The organism is Pseudomonas sp. AF03-9, from assembly GCF_020515815.1.
Classification (GTDB): domain Bacteria; phylum Pseudomonadota; class Gammaproteobacteria; order Pseudomonadales; family Pseudomonadaceae; genus Aquipseudomonas.
Genome location: NZ_JAHPJF010000005.1, coordinates 241,960 through 265,612, shown reverse-complemented (window position 1 = coordinate 265,612; position 23,653 = coordinate 241,960). Strand labels below are relative to the sequence as shown.

Annotated in this window: 21 protein-coding genes; 8 read left to right on the top strand and 13 right to left on the bottom strand. The window is 60.6% G+C overall.

Features of this window, described 5'->3' with window-relative positions; translation table 11 throughout:
* Positions 1–87: 87 nt before the first annotated feature.
* A complete protein-coding gene (locus LIY36_RS10515; RefSeq protein ID WP_226455630.1) occupies positions 88–2,157 on the bottom strand; it encodes an AsmA family protein in 2,070 nt (689 codons plus the stop codon).
* A 360-nt stretch (positions 2,158–2,517) separates the two neighbouring features.
* Here LIY36_RS10515 and LIY36_RS10510 point away from each other — a divergent pair, with 360 nt between their 5' ends.
* Positions 2,518–2,898 carry a hypothetical protein gene (locus LIY36_RS10510; RefSeq protein ID WP_192300233.1) on the top strand — a complete coding sequence of 127 codons (381 nt, stop codon included), beginning with the start codon at positions 2,518–2,520 and terminating at the stop codon, positions 2,896–2,898.
* Positions 2,899–3,047: 149 nt separating this feature from the next.
* Complete coding sequence (locus LIY36_RS10505) at positions 3,048–3,680, top strand: TetR family transcriptional regulator (RefSeq protein ID WP_192300234.1); 633 nt, start codon at positions 3,048–3,050, stop codon at positions 3,678–3,680.
* Positions 3,681–3,685: 5 nt separating this feature from the next.
* On the opposite strand, the gene LIY36_RS10500 is transcribed toward LIY36_RS10505, so the two are convergent.
* Complete coding sequence (locus tag LIY36_RS10500) at positions 3,686–4,171, bottom strand: C40 family peptidase (RefSeq protein ID WP_226455629.1); 486 nt, start codon at positions 4,169–4,171, stop codon at positions 3,686–3,688.
* Positions 4,172–4,448: 277 nt separating this feature from the next.
* Here LIY36_RS10500 and ureE point away from each other — a divergent pair, with 277 nt between their 5' ends.
* From ureE to LIY36_RS10475, 5 genes are all read left to right on the top strand, one after another.
* Complete coding sequence (gene ureE, locus LIY36_RS10495; RefSeq protein WP_192300236.1) at positions 4,449–4,949, top strand: urease accessory protein UreE; 501 nt, start codon at positions 4,449–4,451, stop codon at positions 4,947–4,949.
* Entirely contained in the window at positions 4,946–5,620 is a 675-nt protein-coding gene (locus LIY36_RS10490) for an urease accessory protein UreF (RefSeq protein ID WP_226455628.1), read from the top strand. Before ureE ends, LIY36_RS10490 begins: the two co-directional genes overlap by 4 nt.
* 12 nt (positions 5,621–5,632) lie before the next feature.
* Positions 5,633–6,247 carry an urease accessory protein UreG gene (gene ureG, locus LIY36_RS10485; RefSeq protein WP_017737493.1) on the top strand — a complete coding sequence of 205 codons (615 nt, stop codon included), beginning with the start codon at positions 5,633–5,635 and terminating at the stop codon, positions 6,245–6,247.
* Positions 6,248–6,268: 21 nt separating this feature from the next.
* A complete protein-coding gene (locus tag LIY36_RS10480) occupies positions 6,269–6,841 on the top strand; it encodes a HupE/UreJ family protein (RefSeq protein WP_226455627.1) in 573 nt (190 codons plus the stop codon).
* Between the two features lie 181 nt (positions 6,842–7,022).
* A complete protein-coding gene (locus LIY36_RS10475) occupies positions 7,023–8,132 on the top strand; it encodes an AGE family epimerase/isomerase (protein ID WP_226455626.1) in 1,110 nt (369 codons plus the stop codon).
* 120 nt (positions 8,133–8,252) lie between these two features.
* Here the strand turns inward: LIY36_RS10475 and LIY36_RS10470 are convergent, their stop codons facing one another.
* From LIY36_RS10470 to amaB, 9 genes are all read right to left on the bottom strand, one after another.
* Complete coding sequence (locus LIY36_RS10470; RefSeq protein WP_226455625.1) at positions 8,253–9,158, bottom strand: cation diffusion facilitator family transporter; 906 nt, start codon at positions 9,156–9,158, stop codon at positions 8,253–8,255.
* A 197-nt stretch (positions 9,159–9,355) separates the two neighbouring features.
* Positions 9,356–10,120: an SDR family oxidoreductase gene (locus LIY36_RS10465; RefSeq protein ID WP_192300241.1), complete on the bottom strand. Its 765-nt coding sequence runs from the start codon at positions 10,118–10,120 to the stop codon at positions 9,356–9,358.
* A 785-nt stretch (positions 10,121–10,905) separates the two neighbouring features.
* The gene (locus LIY36_RS10460) at positions 10,906–11,622 is read right to left on the bottom strand and encodes an ABC transporter ATP-binding protein (RefSeq protein ID WP_192300242.1); all 717 of its coding nucleotides are present in this window, start codon (positions 11,620–11,622) and stop codon (positions 10,906–10,908) included.
* Positions 11,619–12,494 carry an ABC transporter ATP-binding protein gene (locus LIY36_RS10455; protein WP_192300243.1) on the bottom strand — a complete coding sequence of 292 codons (876 nt, stop codon included), beginning with the start codon at positions 12,492–12,494 and terminating at the stop codon, positions 11,619–11,621. Before LIY36_RS10455 ends, LIY36_RS10460 begins: the two co-directional genes overlap by 4 nt.
* Complete coding sequence (gene livM / locus LIY36_RS10450; protein WP_192300244.1) at positions 12,491–13,768, bottom strand: high-affinity branched-chain amino acid ABC transporter permease LivM; 1,278 nt, start codon at positions 13,766–13,768, stop codon at positions 12,491–12,493. The genes LIY36_RS10455 and livM overlap by 4 nt, the downstream gene beginning before the upstream one ends.
* A gap of 2 nt (positions 13,769–13,770) precedes the next feature.
* Positions 13,771–14,685 (bottom strand): ABC transporter permease subunit, encoded by a 915-nt coding sequence (locus LIY36_RS10445; RefSeq protein WP_192300245.1) that lies wholly within the window; start codon positions 14,683–14,685, stop codon positions 13,771–13,773.
* A 201-nt stretch (positions 14,686–14,886) separates the two neighbouring features.
* Entirely contained in the window at positions 14,887–16,023 is a 1,137-nt protein-coding gene (locus tag LIY36_RS10440; RefSeq protein ID WP_226455624.1) for a branched-chain amino acid ABC transporter substrate-binding protein, read from the bottom strand.
* A gap of 374 nt (positions 16,024–16,397) precedes the next feature.
* Positions 16,398–17,681 carry an L-pipecolate oxidase gene (gene amaA, locus LIY36_RS10435; RefSeq protein ID WP_226455623.1) on the bottom strand — a complete coding sequence of 428 codons (1,284 nt, stop codon included), beginning with the start codon at positions 17,679–17,681 and terminating at the stop codon, positions 16,398–16,400.
* Positions 17,682–17,859: 178 nt separating this feature from the next.
* Positions 17,860–19,350, bottom strand: coding sequence for an L-piperidine-6-carboxylate dehydrogenase (gene amaB / locus LIY36_RS10430; RefSeq protein WP_226455622.1), 1,491 nt, complete (start codon positions 19,348–19,350; stop codon positions 17,860–17,862).
* A gap of 155 nt (positions 19,351–19,505) precedes the next feature.
* Between amaB and LIY36_RS10425 the strand changes: the two genes are divergently transcribed.
* Complete coding sequence (locus tag LIY36_RS10425) at positions 19,506–20,393, top strand: LysR family transcriptional regulator (protein ID WP_226455621.1); 888 nt, start codon at positions 19,506–19,508, stop codon at positions 20,391–20,393.
* Here the strand turns inward: LIY36_RS10425 and LIY36_RS10420 are convergent.
* Both LIY36_RS10420 and LIY36_RS10415 read right to left on the bottom strand, forming a co-directional pair.
* Positions 20,390–21,670 (bottom strand): SEL1-like repeat protein, encoded by a 1,281-nt coding sequence (locus LIY36_RS10420; RefSeq protein ID WP_226455620.1) that lies wholly within the window; start codon positions 21,668–21,670, stop codon positions 20,390–20,392. The genes LIY36_RS10425 and LIY36_RS10420 overlap by 4 nt on opposite strands.
* Positions 21,670–23,481 (bottom strand): phospholipase D-like domain-containing protein, encoded by a 1,812-nt coding sequence (locus LIY36_RS10415; protein ID WP_226455619.1) that lies wholly within the window; start codon positions 23,479–23,481, stop codon positions 21,670–21,672. The genes LIY36_RS10420 and LIY36_RS10415 overlap by 1 nt, the downstream gene beginning before the upstream one ends.
* Positions 23,482–23,653: the final 172 nt, after the last annotated feature.

The following is a 23,653-nucleotide window of genomic DNA, read 5'->3' as shown; positions in this document are numbered from 1 at the left end:
TCCGGAGTATCAGTCCACTTACATGTGGCTGACACACCGCATTCGCGGGCAAGCCCGCTCCCACATTTTTGGCTTCGGTTTGTGCCGTTAGCCCTTCACCGTTTTCGGCGCCTTGCCCTCTTTCATCTGCTGCAACAACGGCGCGCACTGGTTCGGCACATCGCCGCTGGGTGCCACCAGCGCCAGCAAGCCGGCCGCCGGGGCAACGATCACGCCCAAAGCCACCATGCCCGCGCCGCGCAACATCAGTGGGACCGCCTTCACGCCAGCGTTGGGCTTGATGAACGGCCCGTTGACGTACAACGGTGACCGCAGGGAGAACAGGCGAAAGCCCTTGGATTCCGGGGTGATGATCAGGTCCAGTTGCTCGGTGGCCATGTTGGCGGTGCCATCGATGTAGATGATCGCGTTCTCGGTATCGAACACAAACAAGCGCGTGGTCGCCAGGCCGTTCTTGACGCCGAAGTCCGCCGCGGCGCAGTTGATCTTCACTTCCTTGTCGCCGAACAGGCGGCCGACCACGTAGTTACCGACGTTGAGCCCGGCGATTTCCATCAGGCCACGGCTGATCGCGCCGTCGTTGATCAGCATCTTCAGGTCACCGTTGGAACTGCCCAGCAGCGCCGCTACGGAGTTGCCGCGCCCGGCGATATCGGCGTCGCCGTTGAGTTCGCCGAAGCTGGTTTTCATCGGTTCGAAGGTCGGGAACAGTTGCTTGAGCTTGAAGTTGCGCGCCGTGAGTTTGGCGCGGCCTTCCATGGGCGTGATGCGCCCGTTCAGGCGGATCTGCGCGTCGAGCTTGCCGCCAGCCACGCCGAAGCGCAGGGGTTCGAGGCTGAGTTGGCCATCGTTGAGTAACACGTGGGTGTAGAGGTCGGTGAAGGGCAATTCGGCGCTGTGCACGATGCGTTTGCCGGTGAATTCCACGTCGGCATCCATGTCACGCCAGCGTTCGGTGCGGAACTCTTCCACCGGCAGCACTTTGGTCGCGGGCTGTTTGCTTTCGCCGCCACGGGCCTTTTGCTTGGCGTTGGAGTCGGCGCCGATCAGCGGTGCGAGGTCGGTCATCAGCAGTTGGTTGGACACCAGCGCGCCGCTCAGCTTGGGGCGTGGCTGGCTGGCGACATAGGCGAGGTTGCCGTGGATGTCGCTGTTGCCGATCTTGCCGTTGAAGTTGTCGTAGCTGAATGATGCGCCGCTGGCCTCGTGCAGCTTGGCGATCAGGCGGCCGTCGGTGGAGTAGGCCGGCGAGTCCGGCAGGGTCACGCCGGTCAGCGGGTACAGATTGCCGAGGCTGGCGCCGGCGAGTTTCAGGCGCAGGTCGAGGGCGCCGAGGTTGAGAGGGTCGGTCAGGGTGCCGGCCAGGGCGATGCTGGTGTCAGCAATCCTGACCTGGGCTTGCAGCGGGAATGGCTTTGCCGCGTCCTGCAAGGCGAGCAGGCCGCCGATCTTGCCGGTGCCGTCGAGTTTCTGGCCGTGGTACTGGCCTTTGACCTTGAGCGCGAACGCGTAGTCCTGGGGCGCCGAGCCTTTTTCCAGGGCCTTCTTCGCATCGGCCTCGCCGACGATTTCGCCGAAGGGGATGGGTTTGCCCAGGGGATCGATGATCACGTCGAGTTGGGTCTTGAGGGTTTGGTCGTCGAGGGTCACGTAGCCCTTGTCGAAGCCGATGGCGCCGATGTCTACAACCCAGTTGGAGGGCTCGGCGTTGGGGTCTTTAGGGTCGAACTTGAAAGTCCAGTTGGCGCGGCCGTCGGCCAGGCGCTGCAACTCGGCGCTCGGCTCGGTGAGATCGATACGCGGGATCACCACGCGCTGCACCAGCAAGGCCAGGGGCGAGATGCGCAGCTCGACCTTTTTGAGGCTGACCATCTGCGGTTTTTTTGACCAGTCGGGGTTGCCAAGGCTCAGGTCTTCGGCGATCACGTGCGGCCAAGGCACCCAGGCGCGCCAGCCGCCTTCATCGGGTTCACGCGCCCACACCACTGCCAGGTTGCCGTTGATGGCGAACGGGCGGTGCAGTTCTTCGGAGACCTTGGCGTTGATCTGCGGCTTGAGGCGGTTCCAGTCGAAGAACACCAGCACCAGCACCGCCACGGCGATTAATAGAACGAAGCTGGTACAGCTCCAAGCGACGATTTTGCGCGTGCGCGTCATTGCACAGGACTCCTGAATACGACCGGCTGGGTGACAGCCGTTTAAGACAGCTTATAGGACTACGACTGGCAAACCGCGCGGGGGTTTAACCGGATCGGCCATTTGCCAGGAAAAAGGCGTTTTTCTGACCATCTAGACAGATTTATCCCTACGTCGGCGCACCATTGTTACCCGTGCACGTGTCGAAAATACCCACCCCGGTGCAAAACCGCGGGCTTGAGAGGTGCGGTCTAGAGCCATCTCTTGGAACAATCAATTCTGTTGATTATTACCATTGTGTTTATGAACTTTTATATCGAGTTATCAAGAGTAGCATTAGCCCTGTACCCACTTTATCGCCCTCCCAAGGAGCAACCCATCATGAAACGCCAAGTACTCGCTACCGTCCTGTTGTCCGTCCTGGCTTCCAGCGCTTTCGCCCTGCCAGCTGCCGAACAGGCCATCCCACAGAACAAAGCACAAGCCGTCCAGTCCAGCCAGACCCTGGCTCGCAGCGGCTCGCAAGAAGAAGAAAACCGTGACTACGCCAAAGGCATTGCTGAAGGCGGCGCTGAACAAGCCAACGACCGTGCTTACACCCAAGGTGTTGCCGAAGGTGGTGCTGAACAAGCCAACGACCGTGCCTACACCCAAGGCGTCGCTGAAGGTGGTGCTGAACAAGCAAACGATCGCGCTTACGCCCAAGGTCTTGCCGAAGGTGGTGCTGATCGCCTGAAAGAACTGCACGAAGCCCAGAGCTAAGCCCGTGGTGGCCGAGAAAAAAGCCCGATCTGTCGATCGGGCTTTTGCTTTCCTGTAGACCGCATCACGCAGTACCCCGCCAAGTTCGACGCCAACAGAGCTGGTTTGCTAGAGTGCGTCGCTGTACTTGCCGACTAAGCCCGCCCGCCATGCTGCCCCGCGCCGAACAGAAGCAACAGACCCGCCTCGCCCTGATGGACGCTGCTCGCCATCTGATGGAGTGTGGCCGTGGGTTCGGCAGCCTGAGCCTGCGTGAAGTGGCCAAGACCGCCGGCATCGTCCCTACAGGTTTCTATCGCCACTTTGCCGACATGGACCAGCTTGGACTCGTGTTGGTCAGTGAAGTCGGCCAGACCTTTCGCGCCACCATCCGCCTGGTGCGCCACAACGAATTCGTGATGGGCGGCATTATCGATGCTTCGGTGCGCATCTTCCTGGATGTGGTCGCCGCCAACCGTTCGCAATTTTTGTTTCTCGCCCGCGAGCAATACGGCGGCTGCCTGGCCGTGCGCCAGGCCATTGGCGCCTTGCGTGAAGACATCACCCGCGACCTGGCCGCCGACCTGACATTGATGCCCAAGCTGCAACACCTGGACGGCGAAGGCTTGCACGTGATGGCCGACCTGATCGTCAAAAGTGTGTTCGCCACCCTCCCCGACATCATCGACCCGCCCGCCCAGGCCCTGCCTGCGCACCTCACGCCCCAGGCAAAAATCACCCAACAGCTGCGCTTTATCTTTATCGGCCTCAAGCATTGGCAAGGGCTGGGCAGCACCGAGTAACGCGGTCACCCCGCCGAGTGGAAACGCTTGGCAGTCGTGTAGTTCCTGTTCCAGTAGTTGTTGCTCAGCGAGTCGATGCGCACGGTCTTGCCGGTGCGCGGCGAATGGATGAACTTGCCCTCACCGATATACAGGCCCACATGGCTGACCTGGCCACGCCCGTTGCCGCTGAAGAACACCGCATCGCCGGGTTTCAAGGCATTGCGCGGGATGGTCGCGGCCGTCGAACGGTGCATCGCCGCCGTGGTGCGCGGCAGCTGGATATTCGCTTCGGTCTTGAACAGGTAGACCAGGAAACTGCTGCAGTCGAAGCCCTGCGTCACTGAGTTTCCGCCATATTTATAGGGCGTTCCCAACAGCGCGTGGGCGCGGTCGACCACATTGTTGATGTCCGCCTTGCTGAACATAGGGCGGGGCTGGAAATTGGCTGATGCGGTAGAGACGGAAAAAGACAGGCTGATAAAAACCAGACACAAAAATGACTTGATCATGATGAACGTCGCAGTGGATTAAACACGGCGCGAAGCCTAATCAATCACCCTGCAACACCCTGAACGGCGAATCCCCAAGCCATGTAGGAAAAATCTCAAAACGCCCGCAACAAGTGCGCTATAGCAATCAATGCACCACATCGGCGCACACCAAAATTCCCACCGCGCCCTGTTTCGTGGCGCCATCGTGCCTGCCTACAGGCAATTCCTACTCGCTCCCGGGGTTGGCAAGCCCCTTGCTCTAGCACTGTCATCGCTCATTGCTGGAAGCCTTCTGATGCTGGTGATCCACCGCCGAATCGCCCCCCAAGCCCTCTGGGCCGCCGAGTTGCTGCTGAATTTCGAAGCCCGCAGTAAAAGCCGCCTGCGCTGTTTCAGTGCCGACGGTGAAGACGTCGGCCTTTTTCTGGAGCGCGGTCAGCCACCGCTGCACGACGGCGAATTCCTACAGGCTGAAGACGGACGCGTCGTACGCGTCTGCGCCCGTCCTGAACAACTGCTGCATGTCACCTGCAGCAGTGCCTTTGAACTGACCCGCGCCGCCTATCACCTGGGCAACCGCCATGTGGCGCTGCAAGTCGGCGATGGCTGGTTGCGCTTGCTTGATGACTACGTGCTCAAGGCCATGCTCGAACAACTGGGGGCCAGCACCGCGACCATCGAAGCGCCGTTCCAACCGGAACATGGCGCCTACGGCGGCGGCCATCACCACTCACGGCATGGCGACGAAGATTTCAACTACCCGCCCAAGCTGCACCAGTTCGGCGTGCGGCTATGAACCCAGCCTGGGCGCTGCTGCGTCTGGCCAGCCCGCAATTGCCGATTGGTGGCTACAGCTACTCCCAGGGCCTGGAGATGGCCGTGGACAACGGCCGGGTGCATGACGCGGGCAGCGCCAGACGCTGGATCAGTGACCAGTTGCTGCTCAACCTGGCACGCTTCGAAGCACCGCTGCTGCTCGCCCATTGCCACGCCGCGGCACAGGAGAATTGGCCAATGCTGGCAACCCTGTGTGAAGAGCACCGCGCCAGCCGCGAGACCCGCGAGTTGCATCAAGAAAGCCGGCAGATGGGTTATTCGCTGCAACAACTGCTCAACGGCTTGCCCGAACTGGACGACAGCGCGCGCGCCTTCCTTGAACAACGTGCCGAACCCCATCTCGCCCTGGTCTGGGCCCTCGCCGCCCGCGCCTGGGCCATCAGCCCCGCCGATGCCCTCGCCGCCTGGCTGTGGAGCTGGCTGGAAAACCAGTTGGCCGTGCTGATGAAGACCCTCCCCCTGGGTCAACAAGCCGCCCAACGCCTGACCAGCGAACTGCTGCCGTTGCTGCAACAAGCCCAGCATGACGCCACCCACATCGACCCCAACCATGTCGGCAGCGCCGCGTTCGGCCTGTCCCTGGCGTGCATGGCCCACGAGCGCCAGTACAGCCGCCTGTTCCGTTCCTAGGAGAAGCACTACATGAACACACAACCTCTGCGCGTCGGCATCGGCGGCCCGGTAGGTTCCGGCAAGACCGCCCTGACCCTCGCCCTGTGCCTGGCGCTGCGCGATCGCTACAACCTGGCCGTGGTCACCAACGACATCTATACCCGCGAAGACGCCGATTTCCTGGTGCGCAACCAGGCCCTCGCGCCCGAGCGCATCATTGGCGTGGAAACCGGCGGCTGCCCGCACACCGCAATCCGCGAAGATGCATCGATCAACCTCGAAGCGGTGGACCAACTCAACCGCCGCTTTCCCGGCCTGGACCTGATCCTGGTGGAGTCCGGCGGCGACAATCTGTCGGCCACCTTCAGCCCGGAGCTGTCGGACCTGACCATCTACGTGATCGATGTGTCCGCCGGCGACAAGCTGCCGCGCAAGGGTGGGCCGGGTATTTGCAAGTCCGACCTGCTGGTGATCAACAAGATCGACCTGGCGCCGCTGGTCGGCGCGTCGCTGGAGTTGATGAACAGCGACACCACGCGTATGCGCAACGGCAAACCCTTTGTGTTCAGCAACCAGAAAACCGGTGTGGGCCTGGAAGAAATCGTCGCCTTCATCGAACGCCAAGGCTTGCTGACCGCTGCCTGATAAACCACAAGGAGCCTGTTTATGAGCCTCAAAAAACTCTTCACCGCCGCCGCATTGCTGCTGGCCCCCGCCCTCGCCTTCGCCCATCCGGGGCATGGCGACAACGGTTTGATCGCCGGGATCAGCCACCCGCTGGGCGGCCTCGATCATTTGCTGGCGATGCTGGCGGTCGGTCTGTGGGCCGCGCAACAGCAAGGCGCGGCCCGCTGGGCACTGCCGTGCACCTTTGTCGGCACCATGTTGCTCGGTGGCGTGCTGGGCTTTGAAGGCATGCAATTGCCAGCGATGGAAAGCGGGATTGCCGCTTCGGTGCTGGCCCTGGGCCTGGCGGTAGCGTTGGCGGTACGGCCGCCGTTGTTCATGGCCGTCGGTGCAACAGCCTTGTTCGCCTTGTTTCATGGCGTAGCGCACGGTTTGGAGCTGCCGGACATGTCCAGCCCGTGGGCGTATGCCGCAGGTTTCGTGGGGGCGACAGCGGTGTTGCATGCGGCCGGGTATTCCGTGGTGCGCTTCCTGCCGGCGGCGGCTGCGCCGTTGGTGCGGATTGCCGGGGCGGCTTCGGCGGCGACGGGGGCCTGGTTGTTGGTGGGCTGATTCGCGGCGTTGATTCGGGCCTCTTCGCGAGCAAGCCCGCTCCCACATTTAACTGCGTTCTACCTTTGAAATGCGCTCGAATGTGGGAGCGGGCTTGCTCGCGAAGGCGGCGGCACAAACAACAGATAACCCAAGCCTGCTACCATGCGCGCCTACACCCCTGCCGTGACGACGCCAGCCAATGCCCACCGCTCCAAGCTCCGCCCTGAATGCCGTGCTCAATCACTTCCACACCTTGATCGTGCCGCTCTGGCAAGGCCCAGGCTGGAATGCCGACCTCGCGCTGCCCTATGAAGCGCTGGACGCCGATCACCAACCGCTGCCCCCGCAGCGCTACCGTGCCATGGCGTGCGCCCGGCAGTTGTACCTGTTTGCCAACCTGATCGGCGAACCCGGCGCAGCGTTTGCCGAAGAGCGCGCGGCGGCGTTGTTCCGCTCTCTGCAACGGCATTTCCACGACGCCGAGCACGGCGGCTGGTTCTACAGCATCGACCCGGCCGGGCAGCCACTGGACAAGCGCAAAGACCTCTACACCCACGCCTTCATTATTTTTGCCTGCGCCCACTACTGGGCCAAGGTGCGCGAGCCGTTGGTGGAATCGGTGCTCAACGCCGCCCTGGCAGTGGTCGCCCAGCGCTTTTCCAGCGGCGACGGCCTCTACGAAGCGGTACTGGAGCGCAACTGGTCATCCCTCAAATCCGGCCCGCTGCAAAACCCATTGATGCACCTGGCCGAAGGTTTCCTCGCCACCCTCGCGGTGCGTGAAGACGCCGACGTGCAAGCCGCATTGCTGGGGTTGGCGACGGCCATGCAGCAGCGCTTCATCGACCGCCAGCATGGCGTGATGCTGGAGAAACCGCTGGGTGCTGTGGATAACTGGTTTGAACCGGGCCACCAGTTCGAGTGGTTCTTCTTGCTGGAATCGTCGGACATCCTGCGCGGTACGCCGTTGCATGCCTCGTTGACGCGGGCATTTGCCTACGCCGAGCTCAAGGGTGTGGATAACTTGAGTGGTGCTGTCAGCGGCATGCTGGCCCTCGATGGCAGCGTACGTGACGGGACCCAACGCATCTGGGCCCAGGCGGAATACCTGCGGGCACTGACATTGCGGCCGGGTAGCGAGGCAGTGTTGCAGCGGCAACTGCTGGCGCTGCAACAACACTTTTTACATAGCAAAGGCTGGAATGAATGCCTGGATGCCCAGGGAGTGGTGAGTCGGTGGGATATGCCGTCAACTACGCCGTATCACTTGGCGACTTGCTATCAGGGCCTGATCCAGCATCTGGGCTGATCTTCAGGGCCTCTTCGCGAGCAAGCCCGCGCCCACATTTAACTGCGCTCTAGCGTTGAAATGCAGTCGAATGTGAGAGCGGGCTTGCTCGCGAAAGCTTCACCCCGGTCTATCTGCCCCTCACGCAATCCACTTGCGATCCCCGGTAAAACTGATGGTCAACCAGCGCGCCGCATCCGGTTTGCCGAGCCCTGTGGATATTTCTTCGCGCAGCCCATCCAGGGTCGCCACGTTATCCACCGGGTAATCCGCCGGCAACACCACATGAATCTCGATAAACCGTGCCCGTCCGTGCTTTTGCACGTAGGACACGTAATCGGCGAAACCATGCTTGGCCTGCGCCGTGTCCATCACTTCGCGCACCTTGTCGTCCAACTGGTCCGGGGCGATCCCCAGCACCTCGCGCAACGCCGGGCGCAGGATCTTGAACGCCGGCGCCAGCATGCTCAGGGCCAGCAGGATCAGGATCAGCGGGTCGACATACATCGCCCACTCATCGTAACCCTGGGACTTGAGCAACAACGCCGCCAGGAAGCTGATCAGCAAGCCGATCGAGAGCATGGCGTCCACTAGCCAACTGATGTTGTCAAACTGGATCAGCGACGATTTCAGCGTGCGATTGCGATACCGCACATAGAAGAAGTAGGCGAATTCCAGCACGGTAAATACCGCCGCGTAGATGATCACCAGCCCCAACTCGATCTCGCGCCCGCCATTGATAATGCCGAACACACCGTTGAGAAACGCGTAGATGGCGATCAGCAACAGGAAGCTGCCTTCGATCAACAGCACCATAGGCTCCAGGTGCCAATAGCCGAACTGGAAGCGTTCGTTGCTTTTCTTGGCGATCAGCTTGGCCGTGATCAGCATCAGCACCTTGATGGCGGTGGCGATCAGCGAGAAAAAGCCGTCGAACAGAATGGACTGGGCGCCGGATACCACACCCGTGACAATCCCGGCGATCGCGACTGCGAACATCAGGATGGTCGATTGTTTGAGCAGTGCCTGCTCACCTCGGTTACTCACATTTCCTCCCGTCAAAACCTTGAATCCACAGAGTGCGGAGGGGTTTTACCGGGTGGAGTGTACCTTATGTCGTATTTTGGCCGATTTGACGCCTTCGCGAGCAAGCCCGCTCCCACACTTGACCGCATTCGAAGGATGTACTCGGTCAACCTGTGGGAGCGGGCTTGCTCGCGAAGCAGGCGGCGCGGTTTAAAGCCTTACTTGGCCCCACGCTCAATGGCAAACCCAGCCCAGGTCTGGCTCACTGGCATCAGTTCCAGGCGGTTGATGTTCACATGCGCTGGAGTGTTCATCACCCAGAAGATGGTGTCGGCAATATCCTGCGGCTGGATCGGCTCGGCACCCGCGTACGTCGCGTCATACCGCGCCTGATCGCCACCAAAGCGCACCAGCGAAAACTCGCTTTCACACAGGCCTGGCTCGATGTTGGTCACACGCACGCCGGTGCCTTGCAGGTCGCAACGCAGGTTCAGCGAGAACTGCTTCACGAACGCCTTGGAGCCGCCATACACATGGCTGCCCGGGTACGGGTAGTTGCCGGCGATGGAACCGAGGTTGATGATCCCGGCGCCACGGCCGTGGGCGATCAGACGCGGCAGCAGCAGGTTGGTGGTGGTCAGCAGGCCCTTGATGTTGGTGTCGACCATGGTCTCCCAATCGTCGAGGTCGCACTTGGGCGCAGGGTCGGTGCCCACGGCCAGCCCGGCGTTGTTGATCAGCCCGCGCAGCTTGGCGAACGACGGCGGCAGGTTGGCGATCGCCTCTTCCATGCCCTTGCGGTCACGCACATCCACTACCAGGCCGTGCACTTCGGTCTGCTCTGACAGCTCTTGCACCAATGCATTCAAGCGGTCGGCGCGACGGCCGGTGAGCACCAGTTTCCAGCCGGCTTGGGCAAAACGACGGGCACAGGCCTCGCCGAAACCTGAGGTTGCGCCAGTAATAAACAGCGTGTCGGACATGGTGTTCTCCTTGCGGGCATCGGGAAAAAAGTTGCCAGCAGAATGCCCGTACGCCGCCGCGGCGGCAACCGTTACGCACACAACTCGATACACGCCTGATCAATTTTTAACCATGTCTAGCAAAGCCTTTTAAACCGTGGCTTACAGCCATATGCGCGCAGGTTATCCACAGCTGCGCCCACAGTCTCTGGGGGCAAGTCCAAAACAGCCCAAGCCGCTGTATGCGTGGCTTTCAGAGGGTTTTAGAAAGTTTTTTGCTTGACCTCTGCGAGGGCGTATGTAGGCCCACTGCCAGCGGGGAAATTCGAACGATGGCTCCAGGCCAGTCATTCCGGCCTCTGCGGCTGTCTTTCCAGAGTTTAGTCACAGACTTATCCACAGGCCTTACGGACATAAATCAGTCATATACCTGTGTCTATAAACAGGTTGACAAAGCCCTCGACAGGCCGAGAAAAAGTCCTTGATCAAAAAACGACCATCGCGCTACAAGCCACGGTTTTAAAGGCCTTCAGCAGAGTACTACCACGTTACCCACAGCCGGTTCCACAGTAGGTGGGGACAAGTCAAAACTGTGACAAAACAGGGATTTGCGGCGGCTATATGTCGCGCTTTGGAGGGGAGCCAGATTTGTTTTCCACAATTTGGTATCGGCCTTATGAACACCGTAAAACAAATGTGGGAGCGGGCTTGCTCGCGAAGGCGGTGGATCAGTTTCAGATGTACTGACTGACACACCGCTTTCGCGAGCAAGCCCGCTCCCACAGGGGCCTGCGTCAAACTTCAGGTCAGTGCCCGCCGAGGTAGGCGTTGCGCACTTCCTCGTTCACCAGCAGCTCTTTACCCGTGCCTGTCAGGCGAATCTCGCCGTTGACCATCACATACGCCCGATCCGACAAGCGCAGCGCATGGTTGGCGTTCTGCTCCACCAGGAAGATGGTCATCCCGGTAGACGCCAGCTCGCGCAACGTCGAGAAGATCTGCTTCACCACAATCGGCGCCAGGCCCAGACTCGGCTCGTCCAGCAGCAACAGCTTGGGCCGGCTCATCAGCGCGCGGGCGATGGCGAGCATTTGCTGCTCGCCGCCGGACATGGTCATGGCCCGCTGGTTACGCCGTTCCTTGAGCCGCGGGAACAACTCGAACATGCGCTGCATGTCTTCCTGGGCGTACTTGTCGCCAATCGGGATGGTGCCCATCAGCAGGTTTTCCTCGACGGTCATGTCGGGGAACACCCGCCGCCCTTCCGGCGACTGCGCGATGCCGTTGGAGGCGATGTAGTGGGACGACTTGTGGGTAATATCGACGCCGTTGTACAGAATCTGCCCCGACTCGGCCCTTGGTTGGCCGAAGATCGACATCAGCAGCGTGGATTTACCCGCGCCGTTGGAGCCGATCAGGCTGACGGTTTCGCCTTCGTTGATGTGCAGCGAGACTTTTTTCAGGGCCTGGATCGGGCCATAGAACACGTCCAGGTCCTTCATTTCGAGGATAGGTCCGCTCATACCAACTCCTCTTCGTCAGCGCCCAGGTAGGCGGCAATCACTTTCGGGTCGTTGCGGATCGCATCCGGGCCGCCTTCGGCGATCACGTTGCCGTGGTCAAGCACCACGATGTGGTCGGAAATACTCATCACCATGCCCATGTCGTGTTCGATCAGCACCACCGTAAGGTCGTGTTCGTCGCGCAACAGGCGAATCATCGCGCTGAGGGCTTCGGTTTCCTGGGGGTTGAGGCCAGCAGCCGGTTCGTCGAGACAGATGATCTGCGGCCGCGTGCACATGGCGCGGGCGATTTCCAGGCGCCGTTGTTGGCCGTAGGAAAGTTCGCCAGCGAGGCGGTTGGCGCAGTCCACCAGGTCCACCACCTCCAGCCAATAGAAGGCGTGGTCGAGGGCGTCGCTTTCGGCCTTGCGGTAGCCCTTGGTGTTGAGGATGCCCGCGAGCATATTGCGGTTGACCCACATGTGCTGGGCCACCAGCAGGTTTTCCACCACCGACATTTCCTTGAACAGGCGAATGTTCTGGAAGGTCCGCGCCAGGCCAGCGCGGTTCACCAGATGGGTGCCGCCGAACATCTTGTAGAACACCCGGCTGAAAAAGCTTTTGGGCGACACGAAGTCGGTGGGCTGGAAGCGCTCGCCGAGCAGTTGGATCACGTTGGTGCGCTTGCCGCGCACGTTGAGCTCGATCTTGCCGCCGCTGGCTTTGTAAAAACCGGTGAGGCAATTGAACACCGTGGTCTTGCCCGCTCCGTTGGGGCCGATCAGGGCGAAGATCGAGTTGCGTTCGACCTTGAGGCTCACATCGCTCAAAGCCTTGATGCCACCGAAGTGCATCATCAAATGTTCCACTGAGAGGACGACTTCCTTGCTCATGGCGCTACCCCCTTGCGTGGTGTCACACCGGTCCGGCTGATGCGGATCAACCCGCGCGGTCGCCAGATCATCATCACCACCATCAACACACCAAACAGCAGCACGCGGTATTCGGAGAAGCTGCGCAGCAGTTCCGGCGCAACCGTCAGCACGAACGCGGCGATCACCACGCCCACCGTCGAGCCCATGCCACCCAACACCACGATGGCCAGGATCAGCGCCGACTCGAAGAAGGTGAACGACGACGGGTTGACGAAGCCTTGGTAACTAGCGAAGAACACCCCGGCAAGACCTGCGGTGGAGGCACCAATGGTGAATGCCGAGAGCTTGACCAGCACATGGTTCAGGCCCATGGAACGGCAGGCGATTTCATCTTCGCGCAGGGCTTCCCAGGCGCGCCCGACCGGCATGCGGGTCAGGCGGTGCTTGATGTACAGCACGGCCAGCACCACCAGGAACAGCACGATGTAGATGAACATGAACTTGATGTTGGGGTTGTAATCGATGCCGAAGAACTCGTGGAACGGAATCCCGCCGTCCTTCGCCTTGCGCCCGAACTCCAGGCCAAGGAAGGTCGGCGACGGCACCGGCATGCCGTTCGGGCCGCCAGTGAACGACAGCCAGTTGTTCAGCACCAACCGGATGATTTCACCAAAGCCCAGGGTCACGATGGCGAGGTAGTCGCCGTGCATTCGCAACACCGGGAAGCCGAGTATGCAGCCGGCCAAAGCCGCCGCGATGGCCGCCAGTGGCAGTACCGTCCAGAAACCCAGGCCGAGGTACTGATACCCCAGGGCCAGGCCGTAGGCGCCGATGGCGTAGAACGCCACGTAACCCAGGTCGAGCAGGCCGGCCAGGCCAACCACGATGTTCAGCCCAAGGCCGAGCAATACGTAGATCAGCCCGAGGATCACCACGGTCAGCAGGTATTTGTTGGCGAAGATCGGGAACACGATGGCAATCACGATCAGTGCCGGGATGATCCAGCGCAACCGCGACTTGTAGTCCGGCGCCAGCACATGCACACCCGAACCGCTGCTCTCGAAACCTTGCAGGACCTTGAGGCCCTTGGGCGTTTGCAGGAACAGGCTCAGGGCAAACCGGCCGACCATCACGATGGCGACCAACGTGGCCACGCGGGCCGGTTCCAGGTTGAAGCTATAGCCGTCGAGGACTACGCCGACGATCGGGCCGAACACGACCAGGGAAATAAGCCCGGCAAGGATCGTATCGACCACACTTTTCTTGATATCGATGGGTTTGGCAGCAGACATGTTTACACCTTAGCCACGAGTGGGCGACCCAGCAGGCCCTGGGGACGGAAGATCAGAATCACCACCAGCAGGGAGAAACTGAACACGTCTTTGTAGTCAGAGTTGATCAACCCCGAGAACAGCGACTCGGAGATGCCGAGGATGATCCCGCCGAGCATCGCCCCAGGCAGGGAGCCGATGCCGCCGAGAACCGCAGCGGTGAACGCCTTGATGCCGATGATGAAGCCGGCATAGAAGTCGAAGGTGCCGTAGTTGAGGGTAATGAGCACACCGGCGAGGGCGGCCATGGCGGCCCCGATGACAAACACGTAGGAAATCACGCGGTCGGTGTTGATGCCGAGGATCGAAGCCATCTTGCGATCTTGCTGAGTGGCGCGGCACATGCGGCCGAGCTTGGTGTACTTGATCACGTAGGTCAGCAGGGCCATGCCCGCGAAGGCGGCGACCAGGATGAAGACCTTGGTGTACGTCAACTGCACGAAACCGGTACCGATGTCGACACGCCAGGCCCCGGCCAGCAAGGTGGGAATCCCTTGTTGCTTGGCGCCCTGGGCGATCTGCGCGTAGTTCTGCAGGATCAGGGAGATACCGATGGCGCTGATCAGCGGGGCCAATCGGGTGGAGTTGCGCAGCGGTTTGTAGGCGACACGCTCGATGACCCAACCGTACACGCCGGTGACGACCACGGTGAAGATCAAGGTGCCGAGAATGAGCAGCGGGAAGGATTCAATGCCGAAGTAGGCCAGCAGGGCCAGAGTGATCGCCGCGAGGTAAGCGGAAATCATATAAACCTCGCCGTGGGCGAAGTTGATCATGCCGATGATGCCGTAGACCATTGTGTAGCCGATGGCGATCAGGCCGTAGACCGACCCGAGGGTCAGGCCGTTGACCAGTTGCTGCAGGAAAATACCATCCATAACGCAATCTCACGCGGTGAGCACCTGCACACCTGTGGGTGTGCGGCGCTTCTGGAGGAAAAGACAGATCTTGATCACAACACAGTCCCCCTGTGGGAGCGGGCTTGCTCGCGAAGGCGGGGTGTCAGAAACACATTCAGAGACTGACACGCCGCATTCGCGAGCAAGCCCGCTCCCACATTAGGTCCGCGGTGTTTGTACTTACTTCTGTTTTTCCAGCTGATGGTATTTACCGTCTTTATCCCACTGGTAAACCACGTAGTCGGAGATTTTCAGGTCGCCCTTGCCGTCCCATTCCTTCTTGCCCATGACGGTCTGGACCGGGTTGGCCTTGAGCCACTTGGCCGCGTCTTCGCCCTTGTTGGACTTGGCGCCGTTGAAGCCGGCAGCCAGGGCCTGGACCGAGGCGTAGGCGTACAGGGTGTAGCCTTCAGGCTCGGTGCCGTTTTTGCGGAACTCTTCCACCACGGCCTTGCTGTCCGGCAGCAGGCGTGGGTCGGCGCCGAAGGTCATGTAGACGCCGTCGACGTATTGCGCGCCGCCAGCGGTGGCGACCAGTTCGTCGGTGACAATGCCGTCATCGGACATGAACTTGACGTCTTTCAGGCCGGCTTCACGGATCTGGCGAACCAGGGGACCGGCTTCCGGGTGCAGACCGCCGAAGTACACGACGTCGGCGCCCAGGGAACGGATCTTGGTGACCAGGGCGCTGAAGTCTTTCTCGCCACGGGTCAGGCCTTCTTCCAGCACCGGCTTGACGCCACGCTTGGTCAACTGGGCAGCGGTGGCATCGGCCAGGCCTTTGCCGTAGGTGTCCTTGTCGTTGATGACGGCGACTTTCTTGCCCTTGAGCACGTCGACGATGTAGTCGCCCGCCACGATGCCCTGCTGGTCGTCACGCCCGCACATACGGAACATGGCGCCCAGACCGCGTTCGGTGACCTGTGGGTTGGTGGAGCCTGGGGTGATCGCGATGATGTCCGCTTCGTCGTAGACCTCGGAGGCCGGGATGGTGTTGGACGAGCAGAAGTGCCCGACCACGCCGATGACTTTGTCCTGATCGGCCAGGCGGTTGGCCACGGCTACGGCCTGCTTGGGCTCGCAAGCGTCGTCGCCGGCCACCAGGACGATTTTCTCGCCATTGATGCCACCGGCCTTGTTGATGGTATCGGCCGCCGCCTGGGCACCCTTCATGTACTGCTCACCGAAAGCGGCGTTTGCACCCGTCATGGGCCCCGCTACGCCAATCTTCACATCAGCTTGAACAAACGTAGAAACACCCAGGGCCGCTGCAACGGCGAGGGCAAGAAAACCTTTCTTGTAAAACGTCTGGGACATGAGTGGTGCTCCGATATTTTTGATTTTTGGCACTACAACTTGCGTTCAAACTTTCCACTGAAAGCCCAGAGCAAAGCGCGTGCCAGTAGGTTTTTATTCTTCAAAAAGACACGGTGTCATTGGAATTACAGGCGTTTAGGCTCCGTTCGTCAGGACGTGCAACCCTCTAGGATCAATAGGTGCAACCAATGAGCGAAAAAAGTACAACCCTGGCAGGTCGCACCTGCAACCAGGCCTATAAACGACAGTTCCTACAGCTGTAACAGGCTGCGTAACGGAACTGCACATTTACAGTGCGCGACTGCTACGACTTGCACCAATACAGATTAGTAGCCGGCTAAGAAAATGCGGGCTTCTGAGCGGTATTTCGCTGATCAGATCACGATCCGCAGACATTGCCCGGCGTGATACAGCGAGAATCCAGCCTCATACAAGCAACTGCGCAGGCCCACCCCGGCCAGCGGCTGCATGGGTGCAAAGGGGATCGGTAAGGCCTGGGGATTCTGGTGACATAGATAGTCGGCAAACGCCTTGCCGACCACACTGCCGGTGGTCACGCCACGCCCGTTATAGCCGGTAACGGCCACCAGCCCCGGCGCCGGTTCGAACAGGCGCATCAAGTGGTCGGGAGTGAAGGCGATGCAGCCGGTCCAGGTGTACTCCCACTGCACCGATTTGAGGTACGGGAAGTAATGCTGCTGCACCCGATCGGCCCACGCCTTGAGAAACCAGGCGGGTTTCTGGTTGCCATTGCCCAGGCTGCCAAGGAGCAGGCGGCCATCGGCGTCACGGCGGATGCTGCTCAGTACTTGGCGAGTGTCCCACGAGCCCTGGCCACCGGGAAGGATCTGTTGGGCAGCGGCATCCGTCAGCGGCGCCGAAGCGACCTGATAGTAGTAGCCGGGGAAGAAATTGCGCCGCAGTTCGGTCCATTCGCCTTCGGTGTAGGCGTTGGAGGCGATCACCACTTGGCTGGCCTGCACCGAGCCCTGGACGGTCTGCACCGACCAGTGCGCGCCCTGGCGTTCCAGCTGCGTGACCGGCGAATGATCGAACAACTGCCCGCCCAAGCCGACGGCAGCATTCGCCAGACCACTGGTGTAGGCCATTGGGTTCAAGGTGCCGGCGCGCCGGTCGAGCAAGGCAGCGGCGATTTTCTGCGTGCCGGTGGCCTGCTCACAGGCCTGGCCGGTGAGCAGCTCCACCGGCGCACCACGGCGTTTCCATTGTTCTTCGCGGCTGCGCAAATCCGCCTCGCCCCGGGCGTTGTGCGCCATGTGCAAGGTGCCCTCGCGACGCAATTGGCAATCGATGTTGTACTTGTCAATGAGGCTGAACACCAGTGCCGGCGCCGCACCCAGCATGCGATTGAGCTGGCTGCCGACCGCTTCGCCAAAACCGGCTTCGATGTCATCCGGCGGAATCCACAGCCCGGCGTTGACCAGCCCGACATTGCGCCCCGAACCACCGTGGCCGGTGCGATGGGCCTCCAGCACGGCGACGCTTTTACCTTGTTCCAGCAAGTGAATGGCCGCTGACAAACCGGTGATCCCGGCGCCGATCACGCACACATCCACCTTGACCTCGCCCTTGAGCGCGGCGCGGTCTGGCCGGCTGGGGGTGAGATGTTCCCACAAACACGTTTCGCGTAATGCCATTGCCAGACTCCGATGAGACCCAACAAACCACTCAATTCAGTTTCGACTTGGTAATCCAATCAGATGTGGGAGCGGGCTTGCTCGCGAATGCAGTGTGTCAGTCAACAGATTTACAGCTGATCCACCGCATTCGCGAGCAAGCCCGCTCCCACATTTTCAACCGCGTTCCGACAGTGTTTTAGTCGAAGGTAATGCCCTGGGCCAGCGGCAATTCCAGCGAGTAGTTCACGGTATTGGTCTGGCGACGCATATACCCGCGCCATGCATCCGAACCCGACTCACGCCCGCCGCCCGTCTCTTTCTCCCCGCCAAACGCGCCGCCGATCTCCGCGCCGCTCGGGCCGATGTTGACGTTGGCGATGCCACAGTCACTGCCCACCGCCGACATGAACTGCTCGGCCTCGCGCACGTCAGTGGTGAAGATGCACGACGACAAGCCTTGCGGCACCGCGTTGTTCAGGCGCAAGGCTTCAGCGAAATCGGTGTAGCCGACCACGTACAGGATCGGCGCGAAGGTTTCGGTGCACACCACGTCGCTTTGCTCGGGCATTTCCACGATGGCCGGCGACACGTAGTAGGCATTCGGGAAGGTGTCTTCCAACTGCCGCTTGCCGCCGAACACCTTGCCGCCTTCGCTCAAGGCTTGCGCCAGGGCATCCTGCATATTGTCGAAGCCGTGCTTGTCGATCAGCGGGCCGATCAGGTTGCCTTCCAGCGGGTGGCCGATGCGCACCTTGGAATAGGCGGCCTTGAGGCGGGTGACGATTTCTTCCTTGACCGATTCGTGAGCAATCAAACGGCGCAAGGTGGTGCAGCGCTGGCCAGCAGTGCCGACAGCGCTGAACAGGATCGCGCGCACGGCCATGTCGAGGTCGGCGCTGGGGCCGAGGATCATCGCGTTGTTGCCGCCCAGCTCTAGGATGCTGCGGGCAAAGCGTGCGGCGACTTTGGGCGCCACTTCGCGGCCCATGCGCGTGCTGCCGGTGGCGCTGATCAGGGCGACACGCGGGTCATCCACCAACGCGGCGCCGGCATCGCGGCCGCCGATGATCACTTGGCTGAGGTACGGCGGCGCATCGTTGAAGTTCTTCACCACGCGCTCGAACAACGCCTGACAGGCCAGGGCGGTGAGCGGGGTCTTTTCCGACGGTTTCCAGATCACCGCGTTGCCGCACACCAGCGCCAGGGCGGTGTTCCACGCCCACACCGCGACCGGGAAGTTGAAGGCACTGATCACGCCGACCACACCCAGCGGGTGCCAGGTTTCGCGCATATGGTGGCCAGGACGCTCAGAGGCGATGGTCAAGCCGTAGAGCTGGCGGGACAGGCCGACGGCGAAGTCGCAGATGTCGATCATCTCCTGCACTTCACCCAGGCCTTCCTGGGTGATCTTGCCGGCTTCCCAGGAGACCAACTCGCCGAGGTCGGCCTTGTATTCGCGCAGCACATCGCCAAATTGGCGCACCAGCTCACCGCGACGCGGCGCCGGCACTTTGCGCCAGGCCTCGAATGCATGCTCGGCGCGACTGACCTGTTGCTCCACCTCGGCGGCACCTTCCCAGTGCACACTGCCGATACGGCTGCCATCAATCGGCGAATGCACGGGTTGTTTCCCCGCCTGGTACAGCGCCGGGTTTACCCCGAGACGATCAAGCAATGCGGCAACCATGGGTCACTCCTTCAGTCTGCAGACCTAAAAATTCGCGCCGCGAGGAACACGACGATCCAGAGCTTATTTGTAGCTGGCGCAAGACTTGCCAACAAACGACGATTAGGCGAGATATCATTCCATTAATTCATGCAAAACATAAAAAGAGGCACAGCGTGCTGAACAAAAGACATTTGCCCTCGATCACCGCCCTGCAGTGCTTCGAAGCCGCCACCCGCCACCTGAGCTTTACCCGCGCCGCCGAGGAGCTGAACCTCACACAAAGTGCGGTGAGCAAGCAGGTGGCGCAATTGGAAGAACTGCTCCAGCACCTGCTGTTTCGCCGCGTGCGCCGACGTTTACAGATGACCCCGGCGGGCGACCTGTACCTGGTGGAAGTGAGAAAAATCCTCACGCAAGTGGAGATGTCCACCCACTACCTGCGTTCCTACGGCGGCGAGACCGAAGTGCTACGGGTGTCCACGCCCTACACCTTCGGCGCCCGCTGGCTGGTGCCGCGCCTCAAGGGCTGGCGGCTGCGTCACCCGCAGATCCACCTGGACCTGTGCAATGAACAAGACCCGGACGAGCTGCTGCAAGGCAAGGCCGACATGGCCTTCTACTTCGGCCAAGGCTCACGCCCGGGCACCGAGAGCCTGAAATTGTTCAGCGAAGAGCTGGTGCCCGTCTGCGCCCCGGAAAGCCTGCCCGCGCAGCCATTCACCGACCCGACGCAACTGAGCGACTTGGTGCTGCTGCAAAACGCCTCACGCCCCCAGGGCTGGCACGACTGGTTCGCCAGCCAGGGCTACCAGACCGAACACAGCTACCACGGACCGCGTTTCGACACCTTTTACATGTGCATCCGCGCGGCGCAGGTGGGCTGCGGCGTGGCGCTATTGCCACGGTTCCTGGTGGAGGAGGAATTGGCCGACGGCAAACTGGTAATCCCCTGGCAGCATGCGATGCCGAGCCAGGACGCGTACTACCTGGCGTACCCGGAGCATTCGGCGGAGGTGCCGAAGGTGCGGGAGTTTGTGAGGTGGATGATGGAGCAGGTTTAAAGCAGGCACCATTCCACCACCTGCTCACTGCGCGTGATCTTGTCGGAGAAGGGCCAACTACGTACCTGGTAGCGTTCGATCAACATTTTCGGCAGGACCTCGCCCGTCTCGAAATGCCGAACCCCATCTCCTTTCGCGACGTAATCGCTATCAGGGAGCCGACCCACCTTCCAATACCCACTGACCGGACAGGCTTGGCCGCTGTAGCAGTTAGGTGAAAACAAGTGGGCCTGGGTGAATGCCGGTGAGCCCGGCAACCCTTTCCCGGTGCCAGGGTCGAGCAGTTTGGCGTTGGCCAGTTGATGGATCAGTGCTTCGCTGGGCTTGGGTGGCGGGACGTTGGCCAGGCGCGCTTCCAGCCATTGCAATTTGCCGTCCCAGGCGGGGAGTTTGGCTGGAGGCAGGGGGACAATCTGGTTGATTTCGGGGACTTTGGGGTCAGCGTAGGAGTATCTCGCTAATATTCTCCAGATTGTTTTATAGCGCTCGGCGCGTTCAAGGTCTTCTTTCTGGTCGAGGTAGTACAAACGGTCTTCCGGCAGTGGGCCTCGAAAACCTTTGCCCAAGCGTGAGGCCGAGCTTTCTTCCCCTGCGGCCACTCCCAGTTGAAGCACCTCCAAAGCAGCTTGGTACTCGCCCTCATTTTTGAGATCGATGCCCAACGCCACTGCTGCTGCTCCATTCCCTTGCTCAGCTGCACAGCGGCGCATCTGTCTGGCGATCGCTGGCGCGACGCTGATCGGCGCCAATATGTCCCCGACAATCGTTTGAGCTTGGGCACTGCCTTGGTCTGCGGCCTTGCGGTAATAACGCAGGGCCATTTCCTCGTCCAGCGCCAAACCAGCGGAACCCTGCTGCAGGAAGACCCCAATGAAGTAATAGCCGGTCGCGACACCAGCATCGATCAGTTGCTGACTTAGTCGCAGATATTCTTCGCCATGAAGCTTGAAGCGGCCGCGCATGCTGCCGGCTTGTAGATTGATATTGGCTTTGTAGTGACCGTTTTCAGCAGCGATGCGGTAAAGCCGCTCGATCGCAACGTCGACGGCCTTGTCTGGTATGAGCTGATTATTTTTTTGCAGCCAGCGAGCGTACTGGAACAACATGTCAGCTTCGGCAGCCGGCTGAGGAATGGTTTCATGCCTACAGATAAAGGTAAGTTTTTGTTTAGCCTCGGTAATCGGATTCATCGGAATGTCCTTGTTCAGTTGAATAGGCCCAGCACCGTTGATACAAGCGGCCAGCAGCAGGCTTGAGAGCAGAAAAAAACGGCGCATCAGTCGAGGTCCTTCAGGGTTCTTTTGCCGTAATAAAACTCGACGAGGGGTGTGCAGGGCGTCGAAGCTTTGGACTCGCGCTCTTTGTTTTCATTGATGATCTCCGTCCAAACTACAAACGCCTCCTCCGGATCATCCTGAGCCCCCCTCCCATCCGTATGCAGCCCCCATAACCTGCGCCGCAACCCCTGCGTCACACTCCCCCACTCATGCGCAATATTCAGCTCGCTATCGACCTGCATGCTGCGGGTGTTGATGTTCGCTGAGCCCAAGGTCGTAAACACGTCATCCACAATCATCAACTTCGAGTGGATATACACCGGCATCCACTGCCGGCCGGCGGGTGAGTCAGGCGCCACTAGCGAACACATGTGAATTTTCAACCCTGGCAGCTCTTGCGGAACAACCATGCTGTCCTCGATCGCCTTGGTTTTTTGATCGAGTTCGGCCTGCCATTTAGTCAACTCCCTTTGCCCTACATGATCCCGTGGATCAGGTGATGGCCGAGGAGGTGCGGCCGCTTTCATCCGCTCGATACGCCGAAGCTTGGTCACGCCGGGAATCGTGTCGGCACGTCCCAGGCTCTCAAGCATGCGCTGGGTATTGAGCGTGCCCGCACCTATGCCGTCATCGGTCGCATTGGTGATCACAAACAGGTGCAACGAGCCGTGTACACCTGGATCACGCCCTCCACCAGTCTGATCCGCCGCCGTCTTCTTGATCGCTTCGGCCAGCGGTGGCCAGCGAAAATACTGGTTCTCGATATAGATAAACTGCGTCGCGTTGTTGACCGCATTCAAGTAGGCCTTCTCGATCTCACGCTTGCCCGCTTGCGCCTGGGTGCGCAGCACTTGGGCCAGCTGGCGCGTAACGCCGGGCATGCATTGCAGGTGCGGCCCGACCTGCTTGGCTTGGCGAAGGTCGAGCAGGTTCTCCCCGGTTTCCTTGAGCCAGGCACTGGCGAAGTTATGGTGCAGGTGCTCCAGGATCGGCCCGCTCAGTTGAGTGGAAATATCCTGGCGCGGAGTGTCACCACGTGGCCCGCGATTGGGTGCAGGTTTGCTCTGTTCAGATCGGCCCAAAGCCGAGTGTTTGTCGGTATCCCAATACGCATCGAGCATGTTGTGGCCCATGACAAAACCTACAGCGCAGTCCGGCAGTTCGTAGTCGACCAGCACGCTCTTCTGGTGATGGCTGGCGGTCCATCGCAATGCGTGACGCATCTGGAGGCTGATCTCGGGGTCGAGGCTTTCCTCTTTCAGGCTGCGGGCGATCTCGGCCCGCTCATTCAGGTCGAAACCACGACTGATAAAGACCGGGAGCCCGCGCGCTGCCTGCCCGGCGGCCTTGCTGTCCGACACCGAGCATTCGGCGAACCATCGACGGTCCTCGTCGTATTGCGCCTGGGTAGACGTCTGTAGCGCCCGATCGCTGATGCGTACCGAGCCTTTACCGGGCAAGTTCGCCTCACCTGCAACACCGGCAGAGTTAAGCGGCATTTCCCACGTCAATACGCGAACCCTGACTCCCTCGCGAGCCTTTGCCTTGAGCAGTTCGCCAATGCTCGGGCTCTTGCCGTCGCGGATGAAATACATCGACGGCTGGAACCCCCAACAGATGATGTCGACGGTTTTGCTGGCCCTGGCAATCGCCAAATGCACGGCCTTGAAGGCTTCTTCGCCATTGATCAGCGGTTGATAAGTGGCCTCCACAGGATGGTATTCACTGCCCTGCACATACCAGGGCGCGTTACAAGTGACGGTCTGCGTATGCTGCAAGGCGACGGGCGCGACAATGGCAGGGCGATTCATTCCTCTACTCCCTCGGCTAGGTGAAAGCCCAGAGCGTAAAGAGTTGCTATCCGTGACGAATGTCAGAAGGTTCGTCTTTCAAAGCGGGACGCTTCTCGATCACGCAAAAAACACTGGCAAACCACCCCCCGCCTATGCGCCACTAGCCCCCATCCTTAATTGTGCGTAAAGG

What these genes read in the sequence shown, in the direction of transcription:
- LIY36_RS10515 (WP_226455630.1), bottom strand. Translation starts at nt 2,157, where the DNA reads ATGACGCGCACGCGCAAAATCGTCGCTTGGAGCTGTACCAGCTTCGTT.
- LIY36_RS10510 (WP_192300233.1), top strand. Translation starts at nt 2,518, where the DNA reads ATGAAACGCCAAGTACTCGCTACCGTCCTGTTGTCCGTCCTGGCTTCC.
- LIY36_RS10505 (WP_192300234.1), top strand. Translation starts at nt 3,048, where the DNA reads ATGCTGCCCCGCGCCGAACAGAAGCAACAGACCCGCCTCGCCCTGATG.
- LIY36_RS10500 (WP_226455629.1), bottom strand. Translation starts at nt 4,171, where the DNA reads ATGATCAAGTCATTTTTGTGTCTGGTTTTTATCAGCCTGTCTTTTTCC.
- ureE (WP_192300236.1), top strand. Translation starts at nt 4,449, where the DNA reads ATGCTGGTGATCCACCGCCGAATCGCCCCCCAAGCCCTCTGGGCCGCC.
- LIY36_RS10490 (WP_226455628.1), top strand. Translation starts at nt 4,946, where the DNA reads ATGAACCCAGCCTGGGCGCTGCTGCGTCTGGCCAGCCCGCAATTGCCG.
- ureG (WP_017737493.1), top strand. Translation starts at nt 5,633, where the DNA reads ATGAACACACAACCTCTGCGCGTCGGCATCGGCGGCCCGGTAGGTTCC.
- LIY36_RS10480 (WP_226455627.1), top strand. Translation starts at nt 6,269, where the DNA reads ATGAGCCTCAAAAAACTCTTCACCGCCGCCGCATTGCTGCTGGCCCCC.
- LIY36_RS10475 (WP_226455626.1), top strand. Translation starts at nt 7,023, where the DNA reads ATGCCCACCGCTCCAAGCTCCGCCCTGAATGCCGTGCTCAATCACTTC.
- LIY36_RS10465 (WP_192300241.1), bottom strand. Translation starts at nt 10,120, where the DNA reads ATGTCCGACACGCTGTTTATTACTGGCGCAACCTCAGGTTTCGGCGAG.
- LIY36_RS10460 (WP_192300242.1), bottom strand. Translation starts at nt 11,622, where the DNA reads ATGAGCGGACCTATCCTCGAAATGAAGGACCTGGACGTGTTCTATGGC.
- LIY36_RS10455 (WP_192300243.1), bottom strand. Translation starts at nt 12,494, where the DNA reads ATGAGCAAGGAAGTCGTCCTCTCAGTGGAACATTTGATGATGCACTTC.
- livM (WP_192300244.1), bottom strand. Translation starts at nt 13,768, where the DNA reads ATGTCTGCTGCCAAACCCATCGATATCAAGAAAAGTGTGGTCGATACG.
- LIY36_RS10445 (WP_192300245.1), bottom strand. Translation starts at nt 14,685, where the DNA reads ATGGATGGTATTTTCCTGCAGCAACTGGTCAACGGCCTGACCCTCGGG.
- LIY36_RS10440 (WP_226455624.1), bottom strand. Translation starts at nt 16,023, where the DNA reads ATGTCCCAGACGTTTTACAAGAAAGGTTTTCTTGCCCTCGCCGTTGCA.
- amaA (WP_226455623.1), bottom strand. Translation starts at nt 17,681, where the DNA reads ATGGCATTACGCGAAACGTGTTTGTGGGAACATCTCACCCCCAGCCGG.
- amaB (WP_226455622.1), bottom strand. Translation starts at nt 19,350, where the DNA reads ATGGTTGCCGCATTGCTTGATCGTCTCGGGGTAAACCCGGCGCTGTAC.
- LIY36_RS10420 (WP_226455620.1), bottom strand. Translation starts at nt 21,670, where the DNA reads ATGCGCCGTTTTTTTCTGCTCTCAAGCCTGCTGCTGGCCGCTTGTATC.
- LIY36_RS10415 (WP_226455619.1), bottom strand. Translation starts at nt 23,481, where the DNA reads ATGAATCGCCCTGCCATTGTCGCGCCCGTCGCCTTGCAGCATACGCAG.